General features: G+C 60.9%; 15 protein-coding genes and 1 tRNA gene. 6 read left to right on the forward strand and 10 right to left on the reverse strand.

Going from position 1 to position 23060, the window contains the following annotated elements; all coding sequences use genetic code 11:
• The 7 genes from POI8812_RS12000 to POI8812_RS12030 form a co-directional block, all read right to left on the reverse strand.
• Positions 1–1128, reverse strand: coding sequence for a ferredoxin-like domain-containing protein (locus tag POI8812_RS12000; protein WP_245895386.1), 1128 nt, complete (start codon positions 1126–1128; stop codon positions 1–3).
• On the reverse strand, positions 1125–4400 hold the full coding sequence (gene cobN, locus POI8812_RS12005) for a cobaltochelatase subunit CobN (RefSeq protein ID WP_108782838.1): 3276 nt from the start codon (positions 4398–4400) through the stop codon (positions 1125–1127). Before cobN ends, POI8812_RS12000 begins: the two co-directional genes overlap by 4 nt.
• A gap of 17 nt (positions 4401–4417) precedes the next feature.
• Positions 4418–5470, reverse strand: a complete 1053-nt coding sequence (gene cobW / locus POI8812_RS12010) for a cobalamin biosynthesis protein CobW (RefSeq protein WP_108782839.1) — start codon at positions 5468–5470, stop codon at positions 4418–4420.
• The gene (locus POI8812_RS12015; protein ID WP_108782840.1) at positions 5463–5849 is read right to left on the reverse strand and encodes a DUF1636 family protein; all 387 of its coding nucleotides are present in this window, start codon (positions 5847–5849) and stop codon (positions 5463–5465) included. Before POI8812_RS12015 ends, cobW begins: the two co-directional genes overlap by 8 nt.
• A 213-nt stretch (positions 5850–6062) precedes the next feature.
• Positions 6063–7103 carry an L-threonine 3-dehydrogenase gene (gene tdh / locus POI8812_RS12020; RefSeq protein ID WP_108782841.1) on the reverse strand — a complete coding sequence of 347 codons (1041 nt, stop codon included), beginning with the start codon at positions 7101–7103 and terminating at the stop codon, positions 6063–6065.
• Positions 7100–8287 carry a glycine C-acetyltransferase gene (locus tag POI8812_RS12025; protein ID WP_108782842.1) on the reverse strand — a complete coding sequence of 396 codons (1188 nt, stop codon included), beginning with the start codon at positions 8285–8287 and terminating at the stop codon, positions 7100–7102. The genes tdh and POI8812_RS12025 overlap by 4 nt, the downstream gene beginning before the upstream one ends.
• A 65-nt stretch (positions 8288–8352) precedes the next feature.
• A complete protein-coding gene (locus POI8812_RS12030) occupies positions 8353–8913 on the reverse strand; it encodes a helix-turn-helix domain-containing protein (RefSeq protein ID WP_108783216.1) in 561 nt (186 codons plus the stop codon).
• A 214-nt stretch (positions 8914–9127) separates the two neighbouring features.
• On the opposite strand from POI8812_RS12030, the gene POI8812_RS12035 reads away from it, so the two are divergent.
• Positions 9128–11917, forward strand: a complete 2790-nt coding sequence (locus POI8812_RS12035) for a bifunctional aconitate hydratase 2/2-methylisocitrate dehydratase (RefSeq protein WP_108782843.1) — start codon at positions 9128–9130, stop codon at positions 11915–11917.
• A gap of 191 nt (positions 11918–12108) precedes the next feature.
• On the opposite strand, the gene POI8812_RS12040 is transcribed toward POI8812_RS12035, so the two are convergent.
• Positions 12109–12183, reverse strand: a tRNA-Gln gene (locus tag POI8812_RS12040).
• Between the two features lie 115 nt (positions 12184–12298).
• Between POI8812_RS12040 and POI8812_RS12045 the strand changes: the two genes are divergently transcribed.
• Together POI8812_RS12045 and POI8812_RS12050 are read left to right on the forward strand one after the other, a co-directional pair.
• Positions 12299–13420: an iron-containing alcohol dehydrogenase gene (locus POI8812_RS12045; RefSeq protein ID WP_108782844.1), complete on the forward strand. Its 1122-nt coding sequence runs from the start codon at positions 12299–12301 to the stop codon at positions 13418–13420.
• Between the two features lie 211 nt (positions 13421–13631).
• Positions 13632–13781 (forward strand): adenylosuccinate lyase, encoded by a 150-nt coding sequence (locus POI8812_RS12050; protein WP_108782845.1) that lies wholly within the window; start codon positions 13632–13634, stop codon positions 13779–13781.
• 57 nt (positions 13782–13838) lie between these two features.
• Here the strand turns inward: POI8812_RS12050 and POI8812_RS12055 are convergent, their stop codons facing one another.
• Positions 13839–14807 (reverse strand): DUF2971 domain-containing protein, encoded by a 969-nt coding sequence (locus POI8812_RS12055; RefSeq protein WP_108782846.1) that lies wholly within the window; start codon positions 14805–14807, stop codon positions 13839–13841.
• Between the two features lie 2 nt (positions 14808–14809).
• Complete coding sequence (dnaE, locus tag POI8812_RS12060) at positions 14810–18340, reverse strand: DNA polymerase III subunit alpha (RefSeq protein WP_108782847.1); 3531 nt, start codon at positions 18338–18340, stop codon at positions 14810–14812.
• Between the two features lie 185 nt (positions 18341–18525).
• Here dnaE and POI8812_RS12065 point away from each other — a divergent pair, with 185 nt between their 5' ends.
• The 3 genes from POI8812_RS12065 (at position 18526) to xdhB (ending at position 23042) form a co-directional block, all read left to right on the forward strand.
• Positions 18526–19287 (forward strand): hypothetical protein, encoded by a 762-nt coding sequence (locus POI8812_RS12065; RefSeq protein WP_108782848.1) that lies wholly within the window; start codon positions 18526–18528, stop codon positions 19285–19287.
• A gap of 69 nt (positions 19288–19356) precedes the next feature.
• The gene (xdhA, locus tag POI8812_RS12070) at positions 19357–20760 is read left to right on the forward strand and encodes a xanthine dehydrogenase small subunit (RefSeq protein WP_108782849.1); all 1404 of its coding nucleotides are present in this window, start codon (positions 19357–19359) and stop codon (positions 20758–20760) included.
• Positions 20760–23042: a xanthine dehydrogenase molybdopterin binding subunit gene (gene xdhB, locus POI8812_RS12075; RefSeq protein WP_108782850.1), complete on the forward strand. Its 2283-nt coding sequence runs from the start codon at positions 20760–20762 to the stop codon at positions 23040–23042. Before xdhA ends, xdhB begins: the two co-directional genes overlap by 1 nt.
• Positions 23043–23060: the final 18 nt, after the last annotated feature.

The following is a 23060-nucleotide window of genomic DNA, read 5'->3' on the forward strand; positions in this document are numbered from 1 at the left end:
TCAGATGAACTCTGTCAGAAGGGTTTCAGGCGAAATGCCCGTACGGTGTGGAGCGGTTTGTGCATTGCCATTGCGGACCATGTCAAACAGGCCGTTGCGACCAATCAATGTGATGTCCGCATCCGCACGACGCGCACATCCTTTGGCGCAGCCCGAGACATGCAGCCTGCCGGGTGCAGTCCCGGCAAGCTTTCGCGCCAACGCCCGCGTTTCTACGGTGGCTGAGGCGCAATAGGGGGCACCGGCGCAGGCATCCGCGCGCATCAACGGACTGTCAGCAACAGTGATCAAATCTGCATGTGGACTCTGCCTGATACCTTCCAAAAGGATCATCCGCCAAGGTGTCGTGCGCACACCAACCGCTTCCCGTACAGCGCTGCGCAACGTGGCGGTGAGCATCTGTCCGAACGCCACTCCAGCCAGCAAATTGGCACCGATTTGGCCGGGTTGCAGCGGAACCACGGAAGGCAGCGCTGGCCTGTCGGCGAACCGAGTTGGCAACGACGCATCCCTCAGGAGACCGGCCATACGTTTGGTCTGCGCCGTGGTGGCGAACCAGTCGGCCAGCTCAATGACCGCGTCAATCGCTGTTGCAGCCTCTACCCCAAACGCCGTATCTGCACCATCCGCGCGGACCGTCAGCTTGTCTTCAGTGCCCTCGATCCGAATATCCGCCGACGCAGCGGTCAGCACAGGTTGCGCCCCCGTATCCACCGCAAAGCCAAATTTGGCTGGCAATTCGGGCAATTCGGTGAGCCGCGCCGCAAGCTCACTCGCCAGGCGAGCGGTAAGATCATCAGCTTCCCAGAAGGGCTGCACCAGAATGTTGCGTCGACCTTCAAGACGCGCATCAGCATCCAGCAAATTTGCGGCGCCCAACGCCTGCAACACCGCCTCGTGATCCTGCTCTGCCACGCCGCGAACTTGCAGATTTGCCCGGTTTGTCAGATCGATCACACCACTGCCAAACTGATCCGCAATGTCGCAGAGCGCTTCGGCCTGATCGGAGGAAAGCCAGCCCCCCATCGGCCGGATGCGCACAACCAACCCGTCGCCCGACATCATCGGCCGGTGGGCACCGGGACACCAATCCTTCACCATGGGGTCAACTGCGGACGCAACAGTCATTCCGCCGCCTCAAGTGCCGCGCGGATTGAGTTACGTCGGCTCTGCCAGAGACCGGCGGCGTCCAAGGCACCGAACCGATCCCGCATGGCTTGCAGCGCTTGCGGGTTCTGCTCCGCTAGAAATGCCGTGATTTCTTCATCGCCCAACGTCGCATCGAAATAGGCATCGAACAGATGGGCCGGGACCACACCGGCCAATTGCGCGAACGCGGCCATATGTTCCAGCGTAGCCGCAATCTCTGCCGCGCCACGAAACCCGTGGCGCTGCATCCCGGCCAACCAATCGGGATTGATGGCCCGCGCCTGCACGACCCGCGCAATCTCTTCTGGCAGCGCACGGGCACGCGGGATCTCTGGATTGGTTGTGTCGAGATGGTAGAGCGAAGCCTGCCCGCCCGTCACCGCTTGCGCCGCGGCAAAGCCAGCTTCATGTGCCGCATAGTCTGAGGCGAGCAAAAGGTCCGTCTCAGGCAAGTCCTGCAAATGGACGAAACTGTCCGCTGCCGCCACACGGGCCGCAATCCCTGCTGCATCCTGCATCGGTTCTGCCCCATCGAAGGACCACGCACTGGCCTTCAACCACGCCTCCCCCGCGCGGATACGGCCCGCTTCAGAATAGTCTTCAAGATCCGGCCCCATGCCCAGACCATAGCTGCCGGGAGCAGGGCCAAAGACCCGCGCGTCCTCCTGTCCGACGAAGGGGTTGAAGTCACGAGCCTCATCCCGCGCGGCCAGTGTTCGCACCGCCTGCCCAAACAAGGTCGACAACACAGGAAAGACATCGCGGAATAGGCCAGAGACGCGCAGCGTCACATCGATCCGGGGTCGGTCCAACTCAGCAAGCGGGATCACCTCGATGCCCGACACGCGCTCTGACCCCTTGTCCCAGACCGGCTTCACACCAATCAGGTTCAGGGCCATTGCGAACTCCTCACCTGCTGTGCGCATCGTGGCAGAGCCCCATAAATCGACGATCAACCCACGGGGCCAGTCCCCGTGATCCTGCAAATGTCGGCGCACCAATTCATCAGCCAGCCTGACCCCCTGCGCATAGGCGCTGCGCGTCGGCACCGACCTGGGGTCGACCGCGAAGAGGTTGCGCCCGGTTGGCAAAACATCTGTTCGCCCACGATAGGGGGAGCCCGCAGGCCCCGGCGCAATCCGCTTTGCATTCAGCGCATCCAGCAGCGATTGCCGTTCGCCCGCCACCGCGCCGCTGACGTCAAACCGTGTGGCCACCGCGGGGGCGCGCCCCCAGACATGCAACCCATCGCCAAACTGGCTTTCCTTGATGTCGCAGACAAACCGGTCGATGCGGGTGATGGCCTCGGCTGAGCAAGACGCGCGATCAAGCCCCAGATCATCCTCCACGCCGATTGCCTGTGCCTCGTCCCGGATGTCGGCCTGAAGGCGGTCACGACGGCGCGGATCCAAGCCATCCGCATTCGAGAATTCGTCAAGCAGCGCTTCAAGACGGATCAACCGGTCCGGCGTGGCGCTGTTGCGCAAGGGCGGTGGGATATGGCCAAGGGTCACTGCCCCGATCCGGCGCTTGGCCTGCGCGGCCTCCCCCGGATCGTTGACAATGAAGGGATAGATAACGGGCAGTGTCCCCGTCAGAACATCCGGCCAGCACGCGCTTGAGAGGGCCACGGCCTTGCCGGGCAACCATTCCAATGTGCCATGCGCACCAATATGGATCAGCGCGTCGGCCTGCTGTTGGAGCCAAAGATAGAAGGCGACATAGGCATGGCGCGGCGTTCGCGAGAGGTCGTGATATTCTTCATCACGCAAGTGGGGCGTGCCCCGCTCGGGCTGAAGGGCAATGGTCACGTCGCCGCGCCGGACAGCCGCAAAATGAAACGCGCCATCTGCAAAATCCGCATCCTGCTCCGGCGATCCCCACGCCGCGGCAAGGTCATCGCGTAGCTCTTGTGGCAAGGCTTCCAGCGCTCTGAGATAGTCCGCAACCGGCCAGACCGTGCGGCGCGCTGAAAGCGCCTCTGGCAACGGTCCGCCGGGCGCAACGGTCACGCCATCGGCGCCCAGATCGTCGAGAATGGCCTCCGCCGATGCGATGGCGTCCAGCCCAACGGCATGGGCCATGTTCCAGTCCTTGCCCGGATAGGTCGACAGGATCAGCGCGGGGCGTCGCTCAGTAGCCGAACGCGCTCCCAGTTCCACCATTGCCTGAACGCGATCTGCCAAAGCCTCAATCCGCTCAGGCTCGGCCCTGTGGGCGAATCGAGAATATTCGAGGGCAGGATCCTTTCGGCCCGGCTCCTTGAAGCTGACCACGCCGCCGAAAAGCCGCCCGTCAATTTCGGGAAGGACAACGTGCATGGCAAGATCCGTGGGCGACAGGCCGCGCTCCGCGTCCTCCCACGCTTTGCGCCGCGATGTCGAAAGCGCGACTTGCACGACCGGCACATCGCCCGCGTCCAAGGGTGAGGTGCCGTCAGCACCTTTGCCACTGAACGATGTCGCGTTCACGATTGCCGCGGGACCGAGCGCGCGCACCTGACGGGCAAGCCAGCCGGCGGCCTCTGGCGCTTTCAACGAGGGCGCAAACAATCCCAAGACCTCGAAACCCCGCGCCCGCAAAGCCGCGAAAATAGCCTCAATCGGTGCAAGGTCAGCCGAAACCAGATACGATCGGTAAAAGCTGACCAGGATCAGCGGCTTCTCTGCGCCCAACGCAACCAATGGGCAGCAAACACCATCTTCCGGCCGCCACGCGCCGACCATCGGCATGGCCTTCGAACCGCGCACGGGTCCGGCATAAAGACCCGCCGCCAGCGCCATCTGTGCAAGGGCGGCCTGCGCGGCGACAGCCCCGCCGCTGTCACAAAGATGCGCCAAACGCCGCAAGGTGGACGTCGGAAGCGTCGAGACCTCATCGAGTTGGGGATCAGCACGACCATCCGCAGGCAAAACAGCCAACGCGATGCCCTTTTCCGCTGCCAGGGCGCGTACCTGTTGAAGACCATATTGCCAATAGGGTGCCCCCCCGATCAAACGGATCAGGATTCCTTTCGCCCCTTCGAGCGTTTGCTCCACATAAGTATCGACCGAAAGCGGATGCTTAAGGGCCGTCAGGTTGGCAAGGCGCAGGGTCGGCAGCTTCCCATCGGCCCTATGCCACCCCGCCGCAAAAGCCCCGAGATCACTGTCCGAAAATGAGAGCACGACCAGATCTGCCGGGCTTTGGCCCAGATCCATCGGCGTCTCGGTCTCGTCCAGTCCGTGGCTTTCGCGAAAGATGACATGCATGACGGCATTGCCCGGGCCTAGGCCGCAGCAGCAGGCTCCAACAGGGCGGCACGGATCGCATCGGGGTTCACATCGTCATGTTCTGCGATGACAACCAGACGCCCCTTACGCCCTTCTGCGGCCGTCCAAGGCCGGTCGAACTGATGGCGCACCCGTGCGCCCACAGCCTGCACCAACAGCCGCATCGGCTTACCCGCAACGGCGGCGTATCCTTTCACGCGCAGAATGTTCTGCTCGCGGGCCATCGCCTCAATCCGGGCCACCAGCACGGCTGGATCGGTCTGCTCAGGTAGATCAATCACGATGCTCTCGAAATCATCATGCTCGTGGTCGTCATGTCCGTCGTGATGCGAGGGGCGCGCGTCGATATCATCTTCGGCGGCGGCCTCAAGTCCCAGGATCACACGCGGATCAACAGCCCCTTCGGCCACTTCAACAACCGGCAGGACACGCGGTGCCTCGGCCGCGATGATCTCACGAGCCTTTGCCACACCTTCCGGTCCGGCCAGATCCGGCTTCGTCAAAAGGATGATGTCGGCACAGGAAATCTGATCCTCGAACACCTCGCTCAGCGGTGTCTCGTGATCAATGCTGTCATCGGCCCGGCGTTGTGCATCGACCGCCTCGACATTCGTCGCAAAGCGACCGGCGCTCACAGCCTCTGCATCCGCCAACGCAATCACACCATCCACGGTGATCTTCGAGCGGATATCGGGCCAGTCAAACGCCTTGAGCAATGGTTTGGGCAGGGCCAGACCGCTGGTCTCGATGATGATGTGCTCAGGGCGCGGTTCCAGCGCCATCAACGCCTCAATGGTCGGGATGAAGTCGTCGGCAACGGTGCAGCAGATGCAGCCATTGGCCAGTTCCATGATGTTTTCGGCGGGGCAATCGGGGATTGCACAGGATTTGAGAATTTCGCCATCGACACCGACATCGCCAAATTCGTTGACCACGATGGCCAGACGCTTGCCCTGCGGGTTGGTCATCAGATGCCGGATCAGCGTGGTCTTGCCCGAGCCCAGAAAGCCGGTGACGACAGTGACGGGAAGCTTTGCGAGATCAGACATTCGAAGTCTCCATTGGTGGAATGCGCGCAATGCAATTCTTGCGGAAATGGTCAGAGCGTTCGCGCCACGGAACCAGCCCATCTTCGGTCTGCTGGTATTTTTGCGCGCCGTCCAGCACCAGAGCGGCATCTTGCGGCGTAAAATTACCATAAACGTAAGTCCAGCGCCCTGCCCCGCCGCGCAATGCAACAGAGCAGCCGCGCGTGCAGTTGGACAGGCACTCAACACCGGTAACGGTCACATGCTCGGGCACCTGCTCGCCCGAAATCGCCTCCAGCAATTGCGCACCCGGGCGCACCTCGCTCTCGACCAGCTCAACGGCTGAGCGGCATTTGACGCAGACCATCAGTTCAACGGGAGGTGTGGGATTTTGCGACATGGCTCAGTACCGCCTCTACACGAAAACACGAAGGGACCCAGTCCGCCGAGAGCCCCTGTTGGGGGAGGTTATCTGGCAAAGCCCCGACCGGTGCAATCAATGAGTGCGAAGTTTGTGTCACATGCCCCTGTTGACGACATGTGACGTTCCGTTTGCGGCGCGTGGGTAGGTGACGCGGCACTGCCAGCGCCCACAATCCGCGAATCTGCCCGATCAGCCCGTCCAGTCGAGCACGACCTTTCCGGACTGCCCCGATTTCATCACCTCGAAGGCTGCACGGTAATCGGTGGCCGCGAACCGGTGCGTGATCACGCCCGAGATGTCGAGGCCATTTTCAAGCATCGCGATCATCTTGTACCACGTCTCGAAAATCTCTCGCCCGTAGACGCCCTTGATCGTCAGCGCCTTGAACACGATGCGCGACCAGTCGACGGGGCTCTTGCCTGGCGGAATGCCCAGCAGCGCGATCCGCCCCCCCATCACCAGACTTTCGACCATCTGATCGAAGGCGATCTGATTGCCCGACATCTCCAACCCGACATCGAAGCCCTGACGGATGCGCAGGCGGGCCGCAACATCTGCCAGATTCTGCTCTGCAACATTGACCGGCACGACATCGGCAACCCGCGCCGCCAAGTCGAGCCGCTCTTGGTTTACATCCGTGATCACCACGTGGCGTGCGCCGACATGGCGCGCCACTGCAGCAGCCATGATGCCAATTGGCCCGGCGCCGGTGATCAGCACATCCTCCCCGACCAGATCGAAACTCAGCGCTGTATGCACCGCGTTTCCCAGTGGATCGAGGATCGCGCCGATATCGTCTGAAATCTCATCGGGCAGCGGCACGACGTTGAATGCGGGCAAACGTAGATATTGGGCAAAGGCACCTTGCTCATTCACACCGATCCCGCGCGTCTCAGGGTCGAGGTGAAACTTGCCAGCCCGGCTCTGCCGCGACTGATGACCAATCAAATGCCCCTCACCGCTACATCGCTGACCAATCTGATAGCCCGTCACGTTGCGACCCAGATCGACAATCTCTCCGGCGAATTCGTGACCTGTGATCAACGGCACCGGAACCGTTTTGCTGGCCCAGTCATCCCAGTTCCAGATATGAATATCTGTCCCGCAAATGCCCGTGCGGTTGATCCGGATCAACACGTCATCGGGCCCGATTTCGGGCACGGGCGCGTCAATCAACTCCAGCCCCGGCGCGGCGACTGTCTTTGCAAGGGCCTGCATCTGGTTGCTCATGACAAGACCCCAACCGCCTTGCCCGCCACCTCGAATGCTGTCAGCGCGCGGTCGAGCGTGTCTCGACCAAGGCGCGCATTCATCTGCGTGCGGATACGTGCCTGCCCACGCGGCACGACCGGGAAGAAGAAACCGCTGACATAGACGCCCTCCTCAAACAGACGGGCGGCAAGATCTTGTGCCAGTTGCGCTTCACCCAACATGACGGGCACGATCGGATGCTCACCGGGCAGAAGGGTATATCCCATCCGTTCCAGCCCCGCGCGCCAATAGGCCGTGTTCTCAAACAACTGCGCCCGCAGCGCGGCGCCCTCCTCCACCAGACGCAACGCCTCTATCCCCGCAGCAACGATTGCGGGGGGCAGCGAGTTCGAAAAGAGATAGGGCCGCGCGCGCTGACGCAACAAATCAATCACCGGCTGCGGCCCTGCAATATATCCACCAATCGATCCGCCCAGTGCCTTGCCCAGCGTCCCCGTCAGCACATCGACGCTGAGCCCGAAATGGGAGGGCGTTCCAGCACCATCTGGCCCCATGAAGCCTGTGGCATGGCAATCATCCACCATCACCATCGCGCCATACCGGTCTGCCAAGGCCTTGATCTCCGGCAACTTGGCCAGGGTGCCGTCCATGCTGAATACGCCGTCAGTGGCGATCATGATAAAGCGCGCACCGTCTGCCCGAGCGGCCTTCAACTGATCTTCCAACGCCGCCATATCGGAGGTCGCATAGCGATAGCGCTTCGCCTTGCACAGCCGGATACCATCAATGATCGAGGCATGGTTAAGCGTATCCGAGATGATCGCGTCCTCGGCCCCCAACAACGGCTCGAACAGGCCGCCATTCGCGTCAAAACAGGCTGCAAACAAAATGGCATCATCCATTCTCAAGAATGCCGCCAGCCGCGCCTCAAGCTCCCGATGCAAGTCCTGTGTTCCGCAAATGAACCGGACGGAGGCCATGCCAAAGCCTTTCTGCTCCATCACCGAACGTGCAGCAGAAATCAGGTCGGGATGATCCGCCAACCCAAGATAGTTGTTGGCGCAAAGGTTGATGACGTCACGATCCCCCACGGCAATCTCACCCGCTTGCGGTGAAGTGATCAGCCGTTCGGACTTATAGAGCCCTTCCGCACGGATCTGCTCAAGCGTCTCTGACACATGGCTCAGAAATGAATCAGTCATCGCATCCTCCAATTTAACGGATGGATAACATGACGGACTTCACATCCGCAATATTGGATTCTCGTCTATCCGCCGCGTACCACTAGAAAAGCGCGCGCAGTACCTTCCGCACGGATCGCATGCGGTACGTCAGCTGGGTAATGCGCGGTATCGCCTGGCTCCAACATTTCGGTCGCCTCACCGCTGGTCACAACGATACGACCGTCGAGTACTGTGAGATGTTCCTGCGCGCCCGTTCCGTGGGGCTGGCTGTCCAGGACGCCACCGGACTGGAACGTCAAATCGTAAAGCTCTTGCTGCCCTGCATCTTCTGGCTGCGATAAAATCTTTATCTTGCAGCCACTTCCACGCTTCTCAATCAGGGGGGCATCGCTTGCACGCTGGACCGTTATGACCGCCCGATCCTGCTCGTCCAACAGCCCGGCAAAATCAACCTGCAACGCTGTCGTCAAATTCCACAGCGTCGCGATGGTCGGCGACGACTCACCCCGTTCGATTTGGCTGACCATACTCCGCGACACGCCTGAAAGCTTGGCCACCGCATCGAGGGACAGGCCACGCTGTGCCCGCGCGGCCTTTAGCCGGGCCGGCAGCAGCGCCAATATGTTCTCTTTTTCATCCATAATCACGGACGCTATGCCAGAATACAGCCTCCATCAAGGCATGGCAGGCAAGGCTGGCTCCCACGTGCCTTGCTGCAAATTAGACGTTCAAATTCGGTGGGCCCTTCTTGCCCTGACGGCAATGATCGTATACCTGCGCATACAAACACCACTTTATAACCATCGGAACCGCGCGAACCCTTCGCCGCAGCGTTTCGTCAACAGCACCAGGACCACCATGAGCCTTTACGCAGCCTATCTTGATGAGATCGAAACCCGCGCCTTGCAGGGTCTCAACCCGAAACCCATTGATGACGCCGCCCTGACCGAAGAGATCGTCGCCCAGATCGCAGATAAAGACCACGCGCATCGCGAAGATTCGCTGAAATATTTCATCTACAACACGCTGCCGGGCACGACAGGCGCAGCCGGCGTGAAGGCGCGCTTTCTGAAAGAGATCATCACCGGCCAGGCCGAGGTTCCTGAAATCTCCCAGCCTTTCGCCTTCGAACTGCTGTCCCACATGAAAGGTGGACCTTCTGTCGAGGTGTTGATTGATCTCGCTTTTGGCGAAGATGCTGCAATCGCAGCACAGGCCGCGGACGTGCTCAAGACGCAGGTCTTTCTCTACGAAGCCGACACCGACCGCATCAAAGCCGCATTCGAGGCTGGAAACCCGATCGCGAAAGAGATTCTTGAAAGCTATGCCGCGGCGGAGTTCTTCACCTCGCTCCCCGACATCGACGAGGAAATCCAGGTTGTCACCTACATCGCCGCAGAGGGCGACATCTCGACCGATCTTCTGTCACCGGGCAATCAGGCGCATTCCCGTTCTGACCGTGAGCTGCACGGCAAGTGCCTGATCTCGGAAGAGGCGCAAAAGGAAATCGAGGCGCTCAAGCTGCAACACCCTGACAAGCGCGTCATGCTGATCGCAGAAAAAGGGACAATGGGCGTCGGCTCATCCCGCATGTCCGGCGTGAACAACGTCGCGCTTTGGACGGGCAAGCAGGCGAGCCCTTACGTTCCCTTCGTGAACATCGCGCCGGTGGTGGCGGGCACGAACGGCATCTCACCGATCTTCCTGACAACCGTTGGCGTGACCGGCGGCATCGGCATTGACCTGAAGAACTGGGTCAAGAAGCTGGGCGAGGACGGCAAGCCGATCCTGAACAATGCGGGCAATCCGGTGTTGGAGCAAAAGTACTCGGTCGAAACCGGGACGGTGCTCAAGATCAACAGCGCAAAGAAAAAGCTGCTGAGCGAAGACGGTGAAGAGCTGGTCGATCTAAGCGCCTCTTTCACCCCGCAAAAGGTAGAATTCATGAAGGCAGGCGGATCCTACGCCATCGTCTTCGGCAAGAAGTTGCAGACATTCGCCTGCGAAACGCTGGGCGTGGAGCTGAAATCCGCCTTCGCTCCGTCCAAAGAGATCAGCCACGAAGATCAGGGCCTGACGGCTGTAGAGAAGATCTTCAACGCCAACGCCCGCGGCACCACGCCGGGCAAAGTGCTTCACGCTGGCTCTGACGTGCGTGTGAAGGTGAACATCGTTGGTTCGCAGGACACGACCGGTCTGATGACCAGTCAGGAGCTTGAGGCAATGGCGGCGACCGTGTTGTCCCCGTCGGTGGACGGCGCCTATCAATCTGGCTGTCACACCGCATCGGTCTGGGATCTTAAGGCACAGGCCAATACGCCGCGCCTCATGGCTTTCATGAACAAGTTCGGCCTTGTCACCGCGCGTGACCCGAAGGGCGAATACCACGCGATGACAGACGTGATCCACAAGGTGCTCAACGACATCACGGTGGACGACTGGGCGATCATCATCGGCGGCGACAGCCACACGCGCATGTCCAAAGGCGTGGCTTTTGGTGCTGACTCCGGGACCGTGGCGCTTGCGCTCGCGACCGGTGAGGCGACAATGCCGATCCCAGAGTCAGTGAAAGTCACGTTCACCGGCAAGATGGCCGATCACATGGACTTCCGTGATGTGGTCCATGCGACGCAGGCGCAGATGCTTGCGCAACACGGCGACAACGTTTTCCAGGGCCGGATCATCGAGGTTCACATCGGCACCCTGCTGGCCGATCAGGCCTTCACGTTCACCGACTGGACAGCAGAGATGAAGGCCAAGGCCTCCATCTGTATCTCCGAAGACGAAACGCTGATCGAGTCGCTGGAAATCGCAAAAGCCCGGATCAAAATCATGATCGAAAAGGGCATGGAGCATGAAAACGGCATGCTTCAACGGCTGGTCGATATTGCAGATCAGCGGATCGCCCAGATCCGTTCCGGCGAAAAACCCGCCCTGCGTCCCGATGACAACGCGAAATACTTTGCAGAAGTTGTCGTCGACCTCGGCGCGATTGACGAGCCGATGATCGCGGATCCCGATGTGCACAACGCCGATGTGTCCAAGCGCTATACACACGACACGATCCGCCCGATCTCTTATTACGGAGCGGAAAAAAAGGTCGATCTCGGCTTTGTAGGGTCCTGCATGGTCCACAAGGGCGACGTGAAGATCGTCGCACAGATGCTGCGGAACCTTGAGAAGGCCTACGGCAAGGTAGAGTTCAAGGCCCCACTCGTCGTGGCTGCGCCGACCTACAACATCATCGACGAGTTGAAGGAGGAAGGCGACTGGGCCGTGCTCCAGAAATATTCCGGCTTCGAATTCGACGATATGGCGCCCAAGAACACAGCGCGTACGGAGTATGAGAACATCCTCTATCTGGAGCGTCCGGGCTGTAACCTTTGCATGGGCAACCAGGAAAAGGCCGCGAAAGGCGACACCGTGCTGGCGACGTCCACGCGCCTGTTCAAAGGCCGTGTGGTGGAGGATGCGGCGGACAAGACGGGCGAGTCGCTGCTCGGCTCTACGCCGGTCGTCGTACTGTCTGCAATCCTGGGCCGAACCCCGACGCTGGAAGAGTACAAGACGGCAGTGGAAGGCATCGACCTGACCAAGTTCGCGCCGCCGCTTGAAAAGCCGCTCGACGCGAAATCGGTACACTTCTGAGGTCTGACATAGACCTATATCATCAATGATCTCGGCCACTTGGCCGGGATCCCCCCTGCCGAACGAGTCGCACCTCGAACCGGCACAAATTCCCTTGCTTCATAGAGTTCACCGACGGACATCTGCCGAGACGCATCCGCAGAGTGCACAAGCGTCTTCTAGCACCGTGACCTAGCTATTTGGGAGATACCTGGCTGGGGTGGTAGGATTCGAACCTACGATACACGGTACCAAAAACCGCTGCCTTACCACTTGGCTACACCCCATCAGGTGGGGCGTGTTCTAGTCACGCGACGCGGGGGCTGCAAGCGGAAAATGCACCGCTTGCGCTACAGCGTTGTGCAGCCGAACATGACCAGATCAATTCGGTGGGAGAACGTGATGACCGGCTTTGAATTTCGCACCACTCCGCAGCTTGTGATCGGAGCCAACAAGGCTGTCGAAGCAATCGAAATGATGAAGGCCCGCGGGGTGCGGCGTGTGGGTCTGGTGAGCGACGCGACCCTGCGCCAGTTGGGCCTGACTGAGCCGCTGGAACAGGCGGCCCGGGCGGCTGGGCTGGGGCCCGACATCTTCGACGCCATTCTGCCGGACCCGACCGAGGAGATGTTGGATGGCGCCATTGCAGCCTTGAGCGCGTGTGACGGCATCATCGCGATCGGGGGCGGCTCCCCCCTCGATATTGCCAAGCTGGTGGCGGTCAGACTTCGCTCTGACCAGCCCCTCGACCAGATGTGGGGCGTCGGCAATGTGACAGGCCCGCGCGCACCTCTTGTTCTGATTCCCACTACGGCGGGCACCGGCTCAGAAGTGACTCCCATTTCCATCCTGACCACGCGCACGAATGAGAAGATGGGCGTTGTCAGTCCCGTATTGCTGCCGGATGCGGCGATCCTCGACGCGACGCTGACACTTGGCCTGCCACCGGCGGTTACGGCGGCGACGGGCGTGGATGCGATGGTCCATGCGATTGAGGCCTATACTTCGAAACGTCTTAAGAACCCGTTATCGGATATGCTCGCGCGGCAGGCGCTGACGCTGCTGGGCGGCAACATCCGTCAGGTCTGCGACGTGCCGGGCGATGTGTCCGCGCGAGAGGCGATGTTGCTGGGGTCTTGCCTTGCCGGGCAGGCGTTCGCCAACGCGCCCGTGGCAGCCGTCCATGCGCTCGCCTATCCACTGGGCGGGCAGTTTCATGTCCCGCATGGCTTGTCCAACTGTCTGGTATTGCCGGAGGTTTTGGCGTTCAACGCCCCGGCGGCAAGCGCGCTTTATGCTGAGCTTGCGCCCTTGATCTTTGCCGAGGGTGTGCCGCTTGCCGACGGGTTTCGCACGCTCGCCCCCGAGATCGGATTGGTCACGACGCTGCGCGAAGTTGGCGTGACGGAAGGAGATCTGGAGGCGCTGGCGGCTGATGCAATGAAGCAGACCAGATTGCTGATCAATAATCCGCGTGAAGTTACCTATGACGACGCCCTCGCCATCTATCGCGCCGTCTTTTAGCAGGTTAACGCCGCCGCATTCACCAAGCTTTCGGGTGTGCACAATGCGTGCACCGAACGTGCACAATCCGTATGCCACTCAAAGGTTAATGCGAGAAAATTAGCGGTGCGGCGAGGTGCCCCGACCGCGCTGCCCGATTTTGTGCTACTGTTCATCCACTGCAACACAATACGAGTGCGCTCACGCCATTCGTCCCAACAGGAGAGAGTTCATGAAGACAGCTATTGTTGCCGCCCTGCTTATCCTGAGCCCGGCCGCCGCCTTCGCCGCAGGATGCAGCGGATCGCACCAAGCGATGAGCTGTGCAGATGGCACGACCTATGACGCACAATCCGGCACCTGCGTCGCGACGACAGCCTAAGACATACCCCGCCGGGGAACCCTCCGGCGGGCGAATGATGCATCGACTGGAATTGGCTCATTGCGTCGGCTGAAAAGGTACGTCAGCTATTCTGATAAGACTGTTGGGATCCAGACCTCGGCTCTCGACTAGCGCTCCGAACGCTGCGGCGGTTCGAATCTGATGCCTAGATGGACCAATTGTGATGTGCGGAACTAGATCATGCCACCCATTTCGAAAATGTGGCGGATTTGGTCCGATATCCAGGACCTCGATCAAGTCTACGGTCCCTAACCGGCTCACTTGACGTTGTGTAATCAGCCCATCGTCCCGACCATAGTCCGTGTTATAAATCAAACGCCACTCATTCTCTTCGGCAAAGGCTGGATGTTTGATTGTCAGAAGCGCCAATCTTACGAAGTGGTTGGCCGCCTGCTCTATCGCCTCGTTTGAAAATTCACTTTCATCAGCCGATGCGTCCAACAAACTTTGGATGCATTTCAGAAGTGCCTCGAAAGCTGCTAGCTTCCCATAGCAAACGGGTACGCAGGGTGCGTTGGGGCTCGGCCCATCTGCTGTCAGCGCGCGACCCGAGATTGCCAAGCGAACCGGTGTATCCCGCCCGTAACCCCGCCACATCGACAGACGCCCATATTTCAGAACTCCGGCATCTGCGTCGTCCGATGGGTTCTCAGCTGAAAAACATGAAACGAAGTTTCTTGTAATAAGACCATGGACAATTTCCCGTGTAAGCTTCTCCATAACAATCTTTTGACACGCAATGAAAAGACGTGGCCACGTTCTAACGAAAGTTGACGGAAGCGTTAGCGGGTCGGCAAAGAGGCTCTGAAGCACCTGCCGAGCATAATGTACCTCGGATAGATCATTCATCGATCCAACGTTTGTCAGCCAAAGTTCGTTGTTATTTAGGATCGCGTGGGCGCCTTGGGCGGAAGTGTAGTGCGCCAGGTAGCCACCACCGTTTGCAAACGACTTACGTTCAGCCTCCTCATGAGAGTACCAAGCATCTATCAGGTTTTGGATCACGTTCAAAACTCCTCCACAAATACCACGCCCGGGGCTGATTTGATTGCGGCTTTGACCTGGGGGGTCACGCGGTAGTGGTCTTTCAGCGCGATCTCCACATCTCCCGGCAGGTCGGGGTGTTGGAGGATCAGGTTGACTGGGCCTCGTCCGCGTTTCGGGCCGGTTCCCGTCTCGGAAAGGCGATTAGCGACGGAGCCGAGGGCGCTTTCCTCATTCACCCAAATCTTGAGCCCGGCAGCTCCGGCATCGGCGACAATGTCATCGACCGGTGCAACGGAGCGGGCGAGCAGCTTGAGGCTGTCGCCCTCACTCGTCGCCTCGACGCTCATCACCACGTTCTGGCCGGTGTCGAAGAGATCGCCCGCCTGTTCGAGCGTGTCACCGAAGACGGTGACTTCGTAAAGCCCGGTCGGATCGGAGCAGCTCACGAACGCAAAGCGATTGCCCCGCGCGGATTTGCGGACCTGCTTGGCTGAGACGGTGCCCGCAATCTTGGCCGCGACAGGGGCGCTCATCGCCTTTTGCGTGATTTCTTCGAGAGTCATCACCCGCTTGCGTTTGAGCGGCGGCATATAGTCGTCGAGCGGGTGGCCGGAGAGATAGAAGCCAATTGCAGTGTGTTCTTCCGCCAACCGTTCGGTGGGCAGCCAGTCGTCGGGCATGGGCAGGCGGGGGACGGGGAGATCTTCACCCGCATCGCCAAAGAGACCACCCTGCCCTGAGTTCTTTTCCTCATGGGTGGCGGCGGACCATGCCACCAGCCGGTCGAGGCTTTCAAATACTTTGCGGCGGTTGGAGTCGAGCAAGTCGAAGGCGCCCGCGCGGGCCATCATTTCCAGCGGGCGCTTGCCGACACGGCGCAGATCAACCCGGCGGGCAAAGTCGAAGAGGTCGAGGAAGGGTTTCTCGCCTCCACTTTCGTTTTTTCTGGCCTCAACGATCATGCGCATCGCCTCGACGCCCACATTCTTGAGACCGCCCAGCGCGTAGACGACCTTGCCATCGGCCACGGAAAAAGTGGCCTGCGAGCGGTTCACGCAGGGCGGCACGAGGTCGATTTTGAGGCGGTCAATCTCCTGCTTGTAGACGTTGAGTTTGTCCGTGAGGTGGATATCGCAGTTCATGACGCCTGCCATGAACTCCACCGGATGCGTCGCTTTCAGCCACGCGGTCTGGTAGCTGACCACCGCATAGGCGGCGGCGTGGGACTTGTTGAAGCCGTAATTCGCGAACTTGTCGAGGAGGTCCCAGACCTCCTGCGCCTTGGCCTGATCGACGTCGTTCTCGGCAGCCCCTGCAAGGAACTTGGGGCGCTCGGCGTCCATCGCCTCTTGAATCTTCTTACCCATCGCGCGGCGCAGAAGGTCCGCGCCACCAAGGGAGTAGCCCGCCATCTCCTGCGCGATCTGCATCACCTGTTCCTGATAGACGATGATGCCCTGCGTCTCATCAAGGATATGGTCGATGGAGGGATGGAGGTTGTCGCGCTCGGCCCGGCCATTCTTCACGTCGCAGAATTTCGGGATATTCTCCATCGGGCCGGGGCGGTAGAGCGCGACGAGGGCGATGATGTCCTCGATACAGGTCGGCTTCATCTGCCGCAGGGCATCGCGCATGCCCGAGCTTTCCACCTGAAACACCGCGACCGTGTTGGCGGAGGCGTAGAGCTCGTAGGTGGGCTCGTCATCAATCGGGATGGCGGAGATGTCGTAAGGGTTGATTTCGAGGGCGGCCCGGCGCGCCTTGCTCGCGTTGTCGTCGCCCTCGGGCGGGGCCATCATCGGCTTGCCCTGCGCCTTCAGCAGGTCGAGGGCGTTCTGGATCACCGTCAGTGTCTTGAGGCCGAGGAAGTCGAATTTCACCAGCCCCGCCTGCTCAACCCATTTCATGTTGAACTGGGTGGCGGGCATGTCGGAGCGGGGGTCCTTGAAGAGCGGAACCAGCTTATCGAGTGGGCGATCCCCGATCACCACACCCGCCGCGTGGGTGGAGGCGTTGCGGTATAGCCCTTCGAGCTTTTGCCCGATGTCGAGGAGGCGTTGGACGACCTCCTCTTGCCGGGCCTCTTCGGCCAGACGCGGCTCATCCGTGAGCGCCTGCTTGATGGAGACGGGTTTGACGCCCTCCACCGGGATCAGCTTGGAGAGGCGATCCACCTGGCCGTAGGGCATTTGCAGCACGCGGCCCACATCGCGCACGGCGGCTTTCGAGAGCAGCGCGCCGAAGGTGATGATCTGGCCGACTTTATCGCGGCCATATTTCTCCTGCACGTAGCGGATGACCTCTTCGCGGCGGTCCATGCAGAAGTCGATGTCGAAATCGGGCATGGAGACCCGCTCGGGGTTCAGGAAGCGTTCGAACAGCAGCGAATAGCGCAGCGGGTCGAGGTCGGTGATTGTGAGCGCATAAGCGACCAGAGAGCCCGCGCCGGAGCCGCGGCCCGGCCCGACGGGGATGTCGTGATCCTTGGCCCATTTGATGAAGTCGGCAACGATCAGGAAGTAGCCGGGGAAGCCCATCCCCTCAATAATATCGAGTTCGAAATCGAGGCGGGCTTGGTATTCTTCAACGGGGACAGCGTGGGGGATAACGGCGAGGCGGTCTTGCAGGCCCTCATTGGCCTGACGGCGCAACTCCTCAACTTCATCATCTGCGAATTTCGGCAGGATCGGGTCACGGGTGCGGGCGCGGAAGGCGCAGCGCTGCGCGATCTCGATAGTGTTTTCACAAGCTTCCGGCAGATCCGCGAAGAGCTCTGCCATCTCCTCGGCCGTCTTGAAATAGTGCTGATCGGTCAGGCGACGGCGGGGTTGAGACTGATCCACATAAGCGCCATCCGCGATGCACAGCAGTGCGTCATGCGCCTCATACATTTCAGCCTTGGGGAAGTGGACGTCATTGGTCGCAACCAGCGGGATGTCGCGGGCATAGGCAAGGTCGATCAGGCCGGGTTCTGTAAGCGCCTCGGCTTCGGTCATCTTCGCGCCGCCCATTGGGTGGCGTTGCAGTTCGATATAAAGCCGGTGGCCGAACATGGCCTGCAGCCGGTCACAAAGCGCTGCCGCCTTGGCCCCCTGCCCGTCGCGGAGCAACTGGCCCAGCGGTCCCTCTGCCCCGCCCGTCAGGCAAATCAGGCCATCCGCCCGGCTTCCCAGTTCCTCCAAGTCGATATGGGGCAGTTGATCGCCGGAATTGAGGTAAGCGCAGGAGTTCAGCTCCATCAGATTTTCCCAGCCCTGCTCATTCTGCGCGAGCAGAACGATGGCGCGGGGGGCGGCGGCCTTCTCCCCGGCGCGGGCGGCTGGTTCATAGGCCAGCGGGAACTGCGTACCGATGATCGGCTGAAGTCCTGATTTCGCGGCCACCTCGGAAAATTCGAGTGCGGCGAAATTGTTGCAGGTGTCCGTCACGGCAAGGGCAGGCATGCCCGCAGCCTCTGCCATTTCGGGCAGTTTTTTGACCTGAAGCGCGCCCTCAAGCAACGAATAGGCGGAGTGCAGGCGCAGGTGAATGAATCGAGGAGATGTCGTCATGTGCGCAGACTATGCCACGCCCGTGTCAGGGGAAAGGGATGGTAGGGCCGCGTGCAGGCGCCACGGCGGCATTGGAGTGGCTATGTGCCAACCTATACCTTTGGACCGGTTTTGGCCGCTGAATGCGGTAGACCGCCTTGGCCCATTGGCCTAACTTGCCTCCCACATTGAAAGAAAGGTGAGTTGTGCCCGCGCTTTACGTAAAAGTCTTTGCGGAACGCAATTCGGGTGGAACCTGGCTCAACCGTTTGTTGCGCAAGAATTTCCGGGTCACCGTAATGGACGGGACGCCGGCGCTGGATGGGGCGGCGCTGCGCAAAGTGCTGCAGACCGTGCCGTCTGCCGAACGGTTGACGCTGCACAACATGCTCTTGAACACAGAGCATGACCGGATGCTTTACTCCGATTTCGGCTGGACGGGTTGCGCGCCACCTGTCGATATCATTCGGTCGGCCGCCCACACACGCGACACTCATTTCATTGTCAGCGTCCTGCACCCGCTGCGCTTTCTGCGCGCCCTGCATATGTTTCCGCGCACGCCTGGTGCGGTGCCCGATGATCTGTCTTTTGCCGACTTTCTGATCCGGCCCTTTCCGCTGAGCCGCCGCGATGGTGTTCCACTGGATCAGGAACTGCTGCCGATGGAGCTTTGGCAGCGGAAAGTAGAGTTGGGGCTGGCCTTTCTCGATGAAGGGAACGCGGGGCAAATCATACGTATGGAAGATCTGGAGGCGGATGCGGGCGCTACCCTTTCCACCCTGAACGGGCCTTTGATGGCAAAACCGGGCAGTGTTACCGTGGTGCCGCAAGTCAACCGCATGCTGACGTTGAATGAGGCGCAAGAGGCGTGGGTACGGCTTCCATTGCAGACGCGCCAACATGTGGCCCGGATGGCGGATCGGGATATGTTGTCTCGCCTGGGCTATACGATGCCGGACATGGGATAGCGGTGGGGTGCTCTTGCCCTCTCTGAGATTTTACCGTTTGATCAAAACCGGATCGGGAAAGGGACATGCATGATCAGCTTTCTGTTGAATGGCGACGTGGTGCGGATCGCGGATGTCGACCCAACGGTGACATTGCTGGATTGGCTGCGCGAAGAGCGGCGGCTGACCGGGACGAAAGAAGGCTGTAACGAGGGCGATTGCGGGGCCTGCACGGTCACCGTCACGACACTGGATGAGGCTGGTCTGGTCCATCAGGCGCTGAATGCCTGCATCCTGTTTTTGCCCCAACTGGCCGGGAAAGCCGTGCGGACGGTTGAGGGCATCGCCTCCCCCACCGGTGCTTTGCATCCGGTACAGCAGGCAATGGTGGACAATCACGGCTCGCAATGCGGATTTTGCACACCCGGTTTCGTTATGAGCATGTATACCGCCCATCGCACCGGGCGTCAGGATCATGACGATGTTCTGGCGGGCAATCTGTGCCGGTGCACTGGGTATGCACCCATCATTCGCGCAGCCGAGGCCGCAGCACAGGAACCGGCCCCGGAATGGGAACTGGATGAGGCCAAAGCCCTGCACGCGTTGGCGGATGAGGGCGATATGAGCGCGAGAGAGTGCTATCTGCCCGCCTCCTCCGACAGCCTTGCCGCCATCTACGCGGCCCACCCCGACGCTACGCTGGTCGGCGGCGCGACGGAGGTTGGGCTGTGGGTGAACAAGATGTTCAAGACGGTCACGCCGATGATCTTTCTGCACCGTGTCAAGGACTTGCAGACCATTGAGCGGGTTGAGGGCGGTTTGCGGATCGGCGCAGGTGTGACGCTCAACCGCCTGCGTGGTGCAGTGGCGGACAGGCATCCTGATTTTGCGGAGCTGTTGCGCAGGTTCGGATCGGTACAGGTGCGCAATGCCGCGACAATCGGCGGGAACATCGCAGAAGGCTCCCCCATTGGGGACTCGACACCGGCGATGATCGCACTCGGCGCGCGGATCACGTTGCGACATGGCGAGGTCCGGCGGGAAATTGCACTGGAAGACCTGTTCACGGGCTATAAGACGCAGGACCGAGCGCGCGGTGAGTTTGTCGAAAGTGTTTTTCTGCCCGACCAGCCGGATACGCTACGCTGCTATAAGCTGAGCAAGCGGTTCGATCAGGATATTTCGGCAGTCTGCGGCTGTTTTGCTGTAACGGTGGAAGGCGGCCTCGTAACGGCGGCGCGGCTGGCCTTTGGCGGGATGGCAGCGATGCCAATGCGGGCGGCGCGCGCCGAGGCTGTATTGATTGGGCGGCCACTGGATGAGGCGGCGATTGCAGAGGCGCAAGACGCCCTTACCGAAGACTTCACGCCCCTTGATGATATGCGCGCGAGTGCCGCCTATCGCATGCAGGCGGCCCGCAACATGTTGGAGCGCTATCGGCTGGAGCACGCCGGCGACGTGGACACCCGCTTGGTCGGACGGGGGGCTGCGTGATGGTCAACGTCGTTCACAAGCCCAACCCGCACGATAGCGGTCCGCTGCACGTCACTGGTGCCGCGACTTATACCGACGACATTGCCGCGCCTGCCGGAGCGCTGCATCTCGCCTTTGGGATCAGCCATGTTGCACGGGGGCGGATCGTGTCGATGGATCTGTCCGCTGTGCGAGCGGCGGAGGGGGTCGCGCTGGTGCTGGGGCCGGAGGAGTTGGGCGATATACCTGATGTCTCGCCCTCTCCCATGCCCGAGCCGCTATTGAGCACCGGCGAGGTGCTGTTTCACGGCCAGCCGCTGTTCATTGTGGCGGCAGAGAGCCATCTGCTCGCCCGCAAGGCCGCGCGACTGGCCAAGGTCGAGATCGAGGAAAGCCCGGCGCTGTTGACCATCGAAGACGCTCTCGCGGCAGACAGTCTGCTGGAGCAGCCTCTGATGTGGGGACAGGGCGACCCGGATGGAGCGCTGGAAAAAGGCGCCCATCGCCTGCAAGGTTCTATTCAGATCGGCGGACAGGAGCATTTCTACCTTGAGGGGCACGCGGCCATGGCGGTGCCGGGCGACGGGGATGAGGTGACGATCCACTCATCAACCCAGCATCCCAGCGAAATCCAGCACAAAGTGGCACATGCGCTGCACGTCCCCTTTGCCGAGGTCGCGGTTCAGGTGCGCCGGATGGGCGGCGGCTTTGGCGGCAAGGAGAGCCAGGGCAACGCGCTCGCCATCTCCTGCGCTCTGGTCGCCAAGCGGACCGGACGGGCGGCCAAGATGCGCTATGACCGGGATGATGACATGGTCATCACCGGCAAGCGACACGAAGCGCGCATTGACTATGACGTGAGCTTTGACGCGGCAGGGCGGATCGCGGGGCTTGCCTTCGATCAGTATATCCGCTGCGGCTGGTCCGCAGATCTGTCGCTGCCCGTGGCAGACAGGGCGATGCTGCATGCCGACAATGCCTATCACCTGCCGGATGTGCGCATCCGCTCCACCCGGCTGCTGACTCATACTGCGTCGAACACGGCGTTCCGGGGCTTTGGCGGGCCGCAGGGTATGGTCGGGATCGAGCGGGTGATGGAGCATATCGCCGCCCGTCTGGGTTCCGATCCACTCAGCGTCCGGCAGGCCAATTTCTATGCCCCCGGCAAGGCGGGACAAACCACGCCTTACGGGATGGAGGTTGAGGACAACATTGCCCCCGATCTGGTGGCCGAATTGGTCCGGCGCTCGGATTACCAAGCGCGGCGGGCGGAGATTGAGGCCGCGAATGCTCAAAGCCCGATCCTGAAGCGCGGCATCGCCGTCACGCCGGTAAAGTTCGGGATCTCCTTCACGCTGACCCAACTTAATCAGGCCGGAGCACTGGTGCATGTCTACACTGATGGCTCCATCCGCGTGAACCATGGCGGGACCGAGATGGGTCAGGGCCTGTTCACCAAGGTCGCGGCGGTTGCTGCGGATGTGTTCGGGCAGACGCTCGACCGGGTGAAGATCACCGCGACCGACACCTCGAAAGTGCCCAATACCTCAGCCACGGCGGCGAGTTCGGGCAGTGATCTGAACGGCATGGCGGTGAAAGCCGCGTGTGAGACCATTCGCGACCGTCTGGCAGCCCTTGCGGCAAAGGAGCTGGGACGGTCGGACGTGCGCTTTGAGAATGGTCGGGTGATCGCGGGCGACCGGGATATGAGCTGGGAAGACCTGATCGCACTTGCCTATGCAACGCGCATATCGCTGAGCGCAACGGGCTATTATGCGACGCCAAAGATTGCCTGGGACCGGGTTGCGGGCAAGGGACGCCCGTTTTTCTACTTCGCCTATGGCGCGGCGGTCACCGAGGTGGTGATCGACACGCTGACGGGAGAAAACCGCATCCTGCGCACGGATATCCTGCATGATTGCGGCAAGTCGCTGAACCCGGCCCTCGACATCGGACAAATCGAGGGGGGCTATGTGCAGGGCGCGGGCTGGTTGACCACCGAAGAGCTGGTTTGGCGCGGCGATGGCGCGCTGTGGACACATGCACCCTCCACCTACAAAATCCCGGCCTGTGCTGATCGGCCCAAGGTGTTCAATGTCGATCTTTGGCAGGGCGAGAACCGGGAGGAGACGATTCACCGGTCGAAAGCCGTGGGCGAACCGCCGCTGATGCTAGGCATTTCGGCCCTTGCGGCGCTTCAGCATGCGGTGCGCGAGGCGGGATCAGACGTCATGCTGGATGCCCCCGCAACGGCGGAGCGTGTTCTGAATGCCGTTGAAACGGCCAAGGGGCGCGGGTGGTGATCTGCGTATTCTGGAAAT

The sequence above is a fragment of the Pontivivens insulae genome (assembly GCF_900302495.1).
In the GTDB taxonomy this organism is placed as follows: Bacteria; Pseudomonadota; Alphaproteobacteria; order Rhodobacterales; family Rhodobacteraceae; genus Pontivivens; species Pontivivens insulae.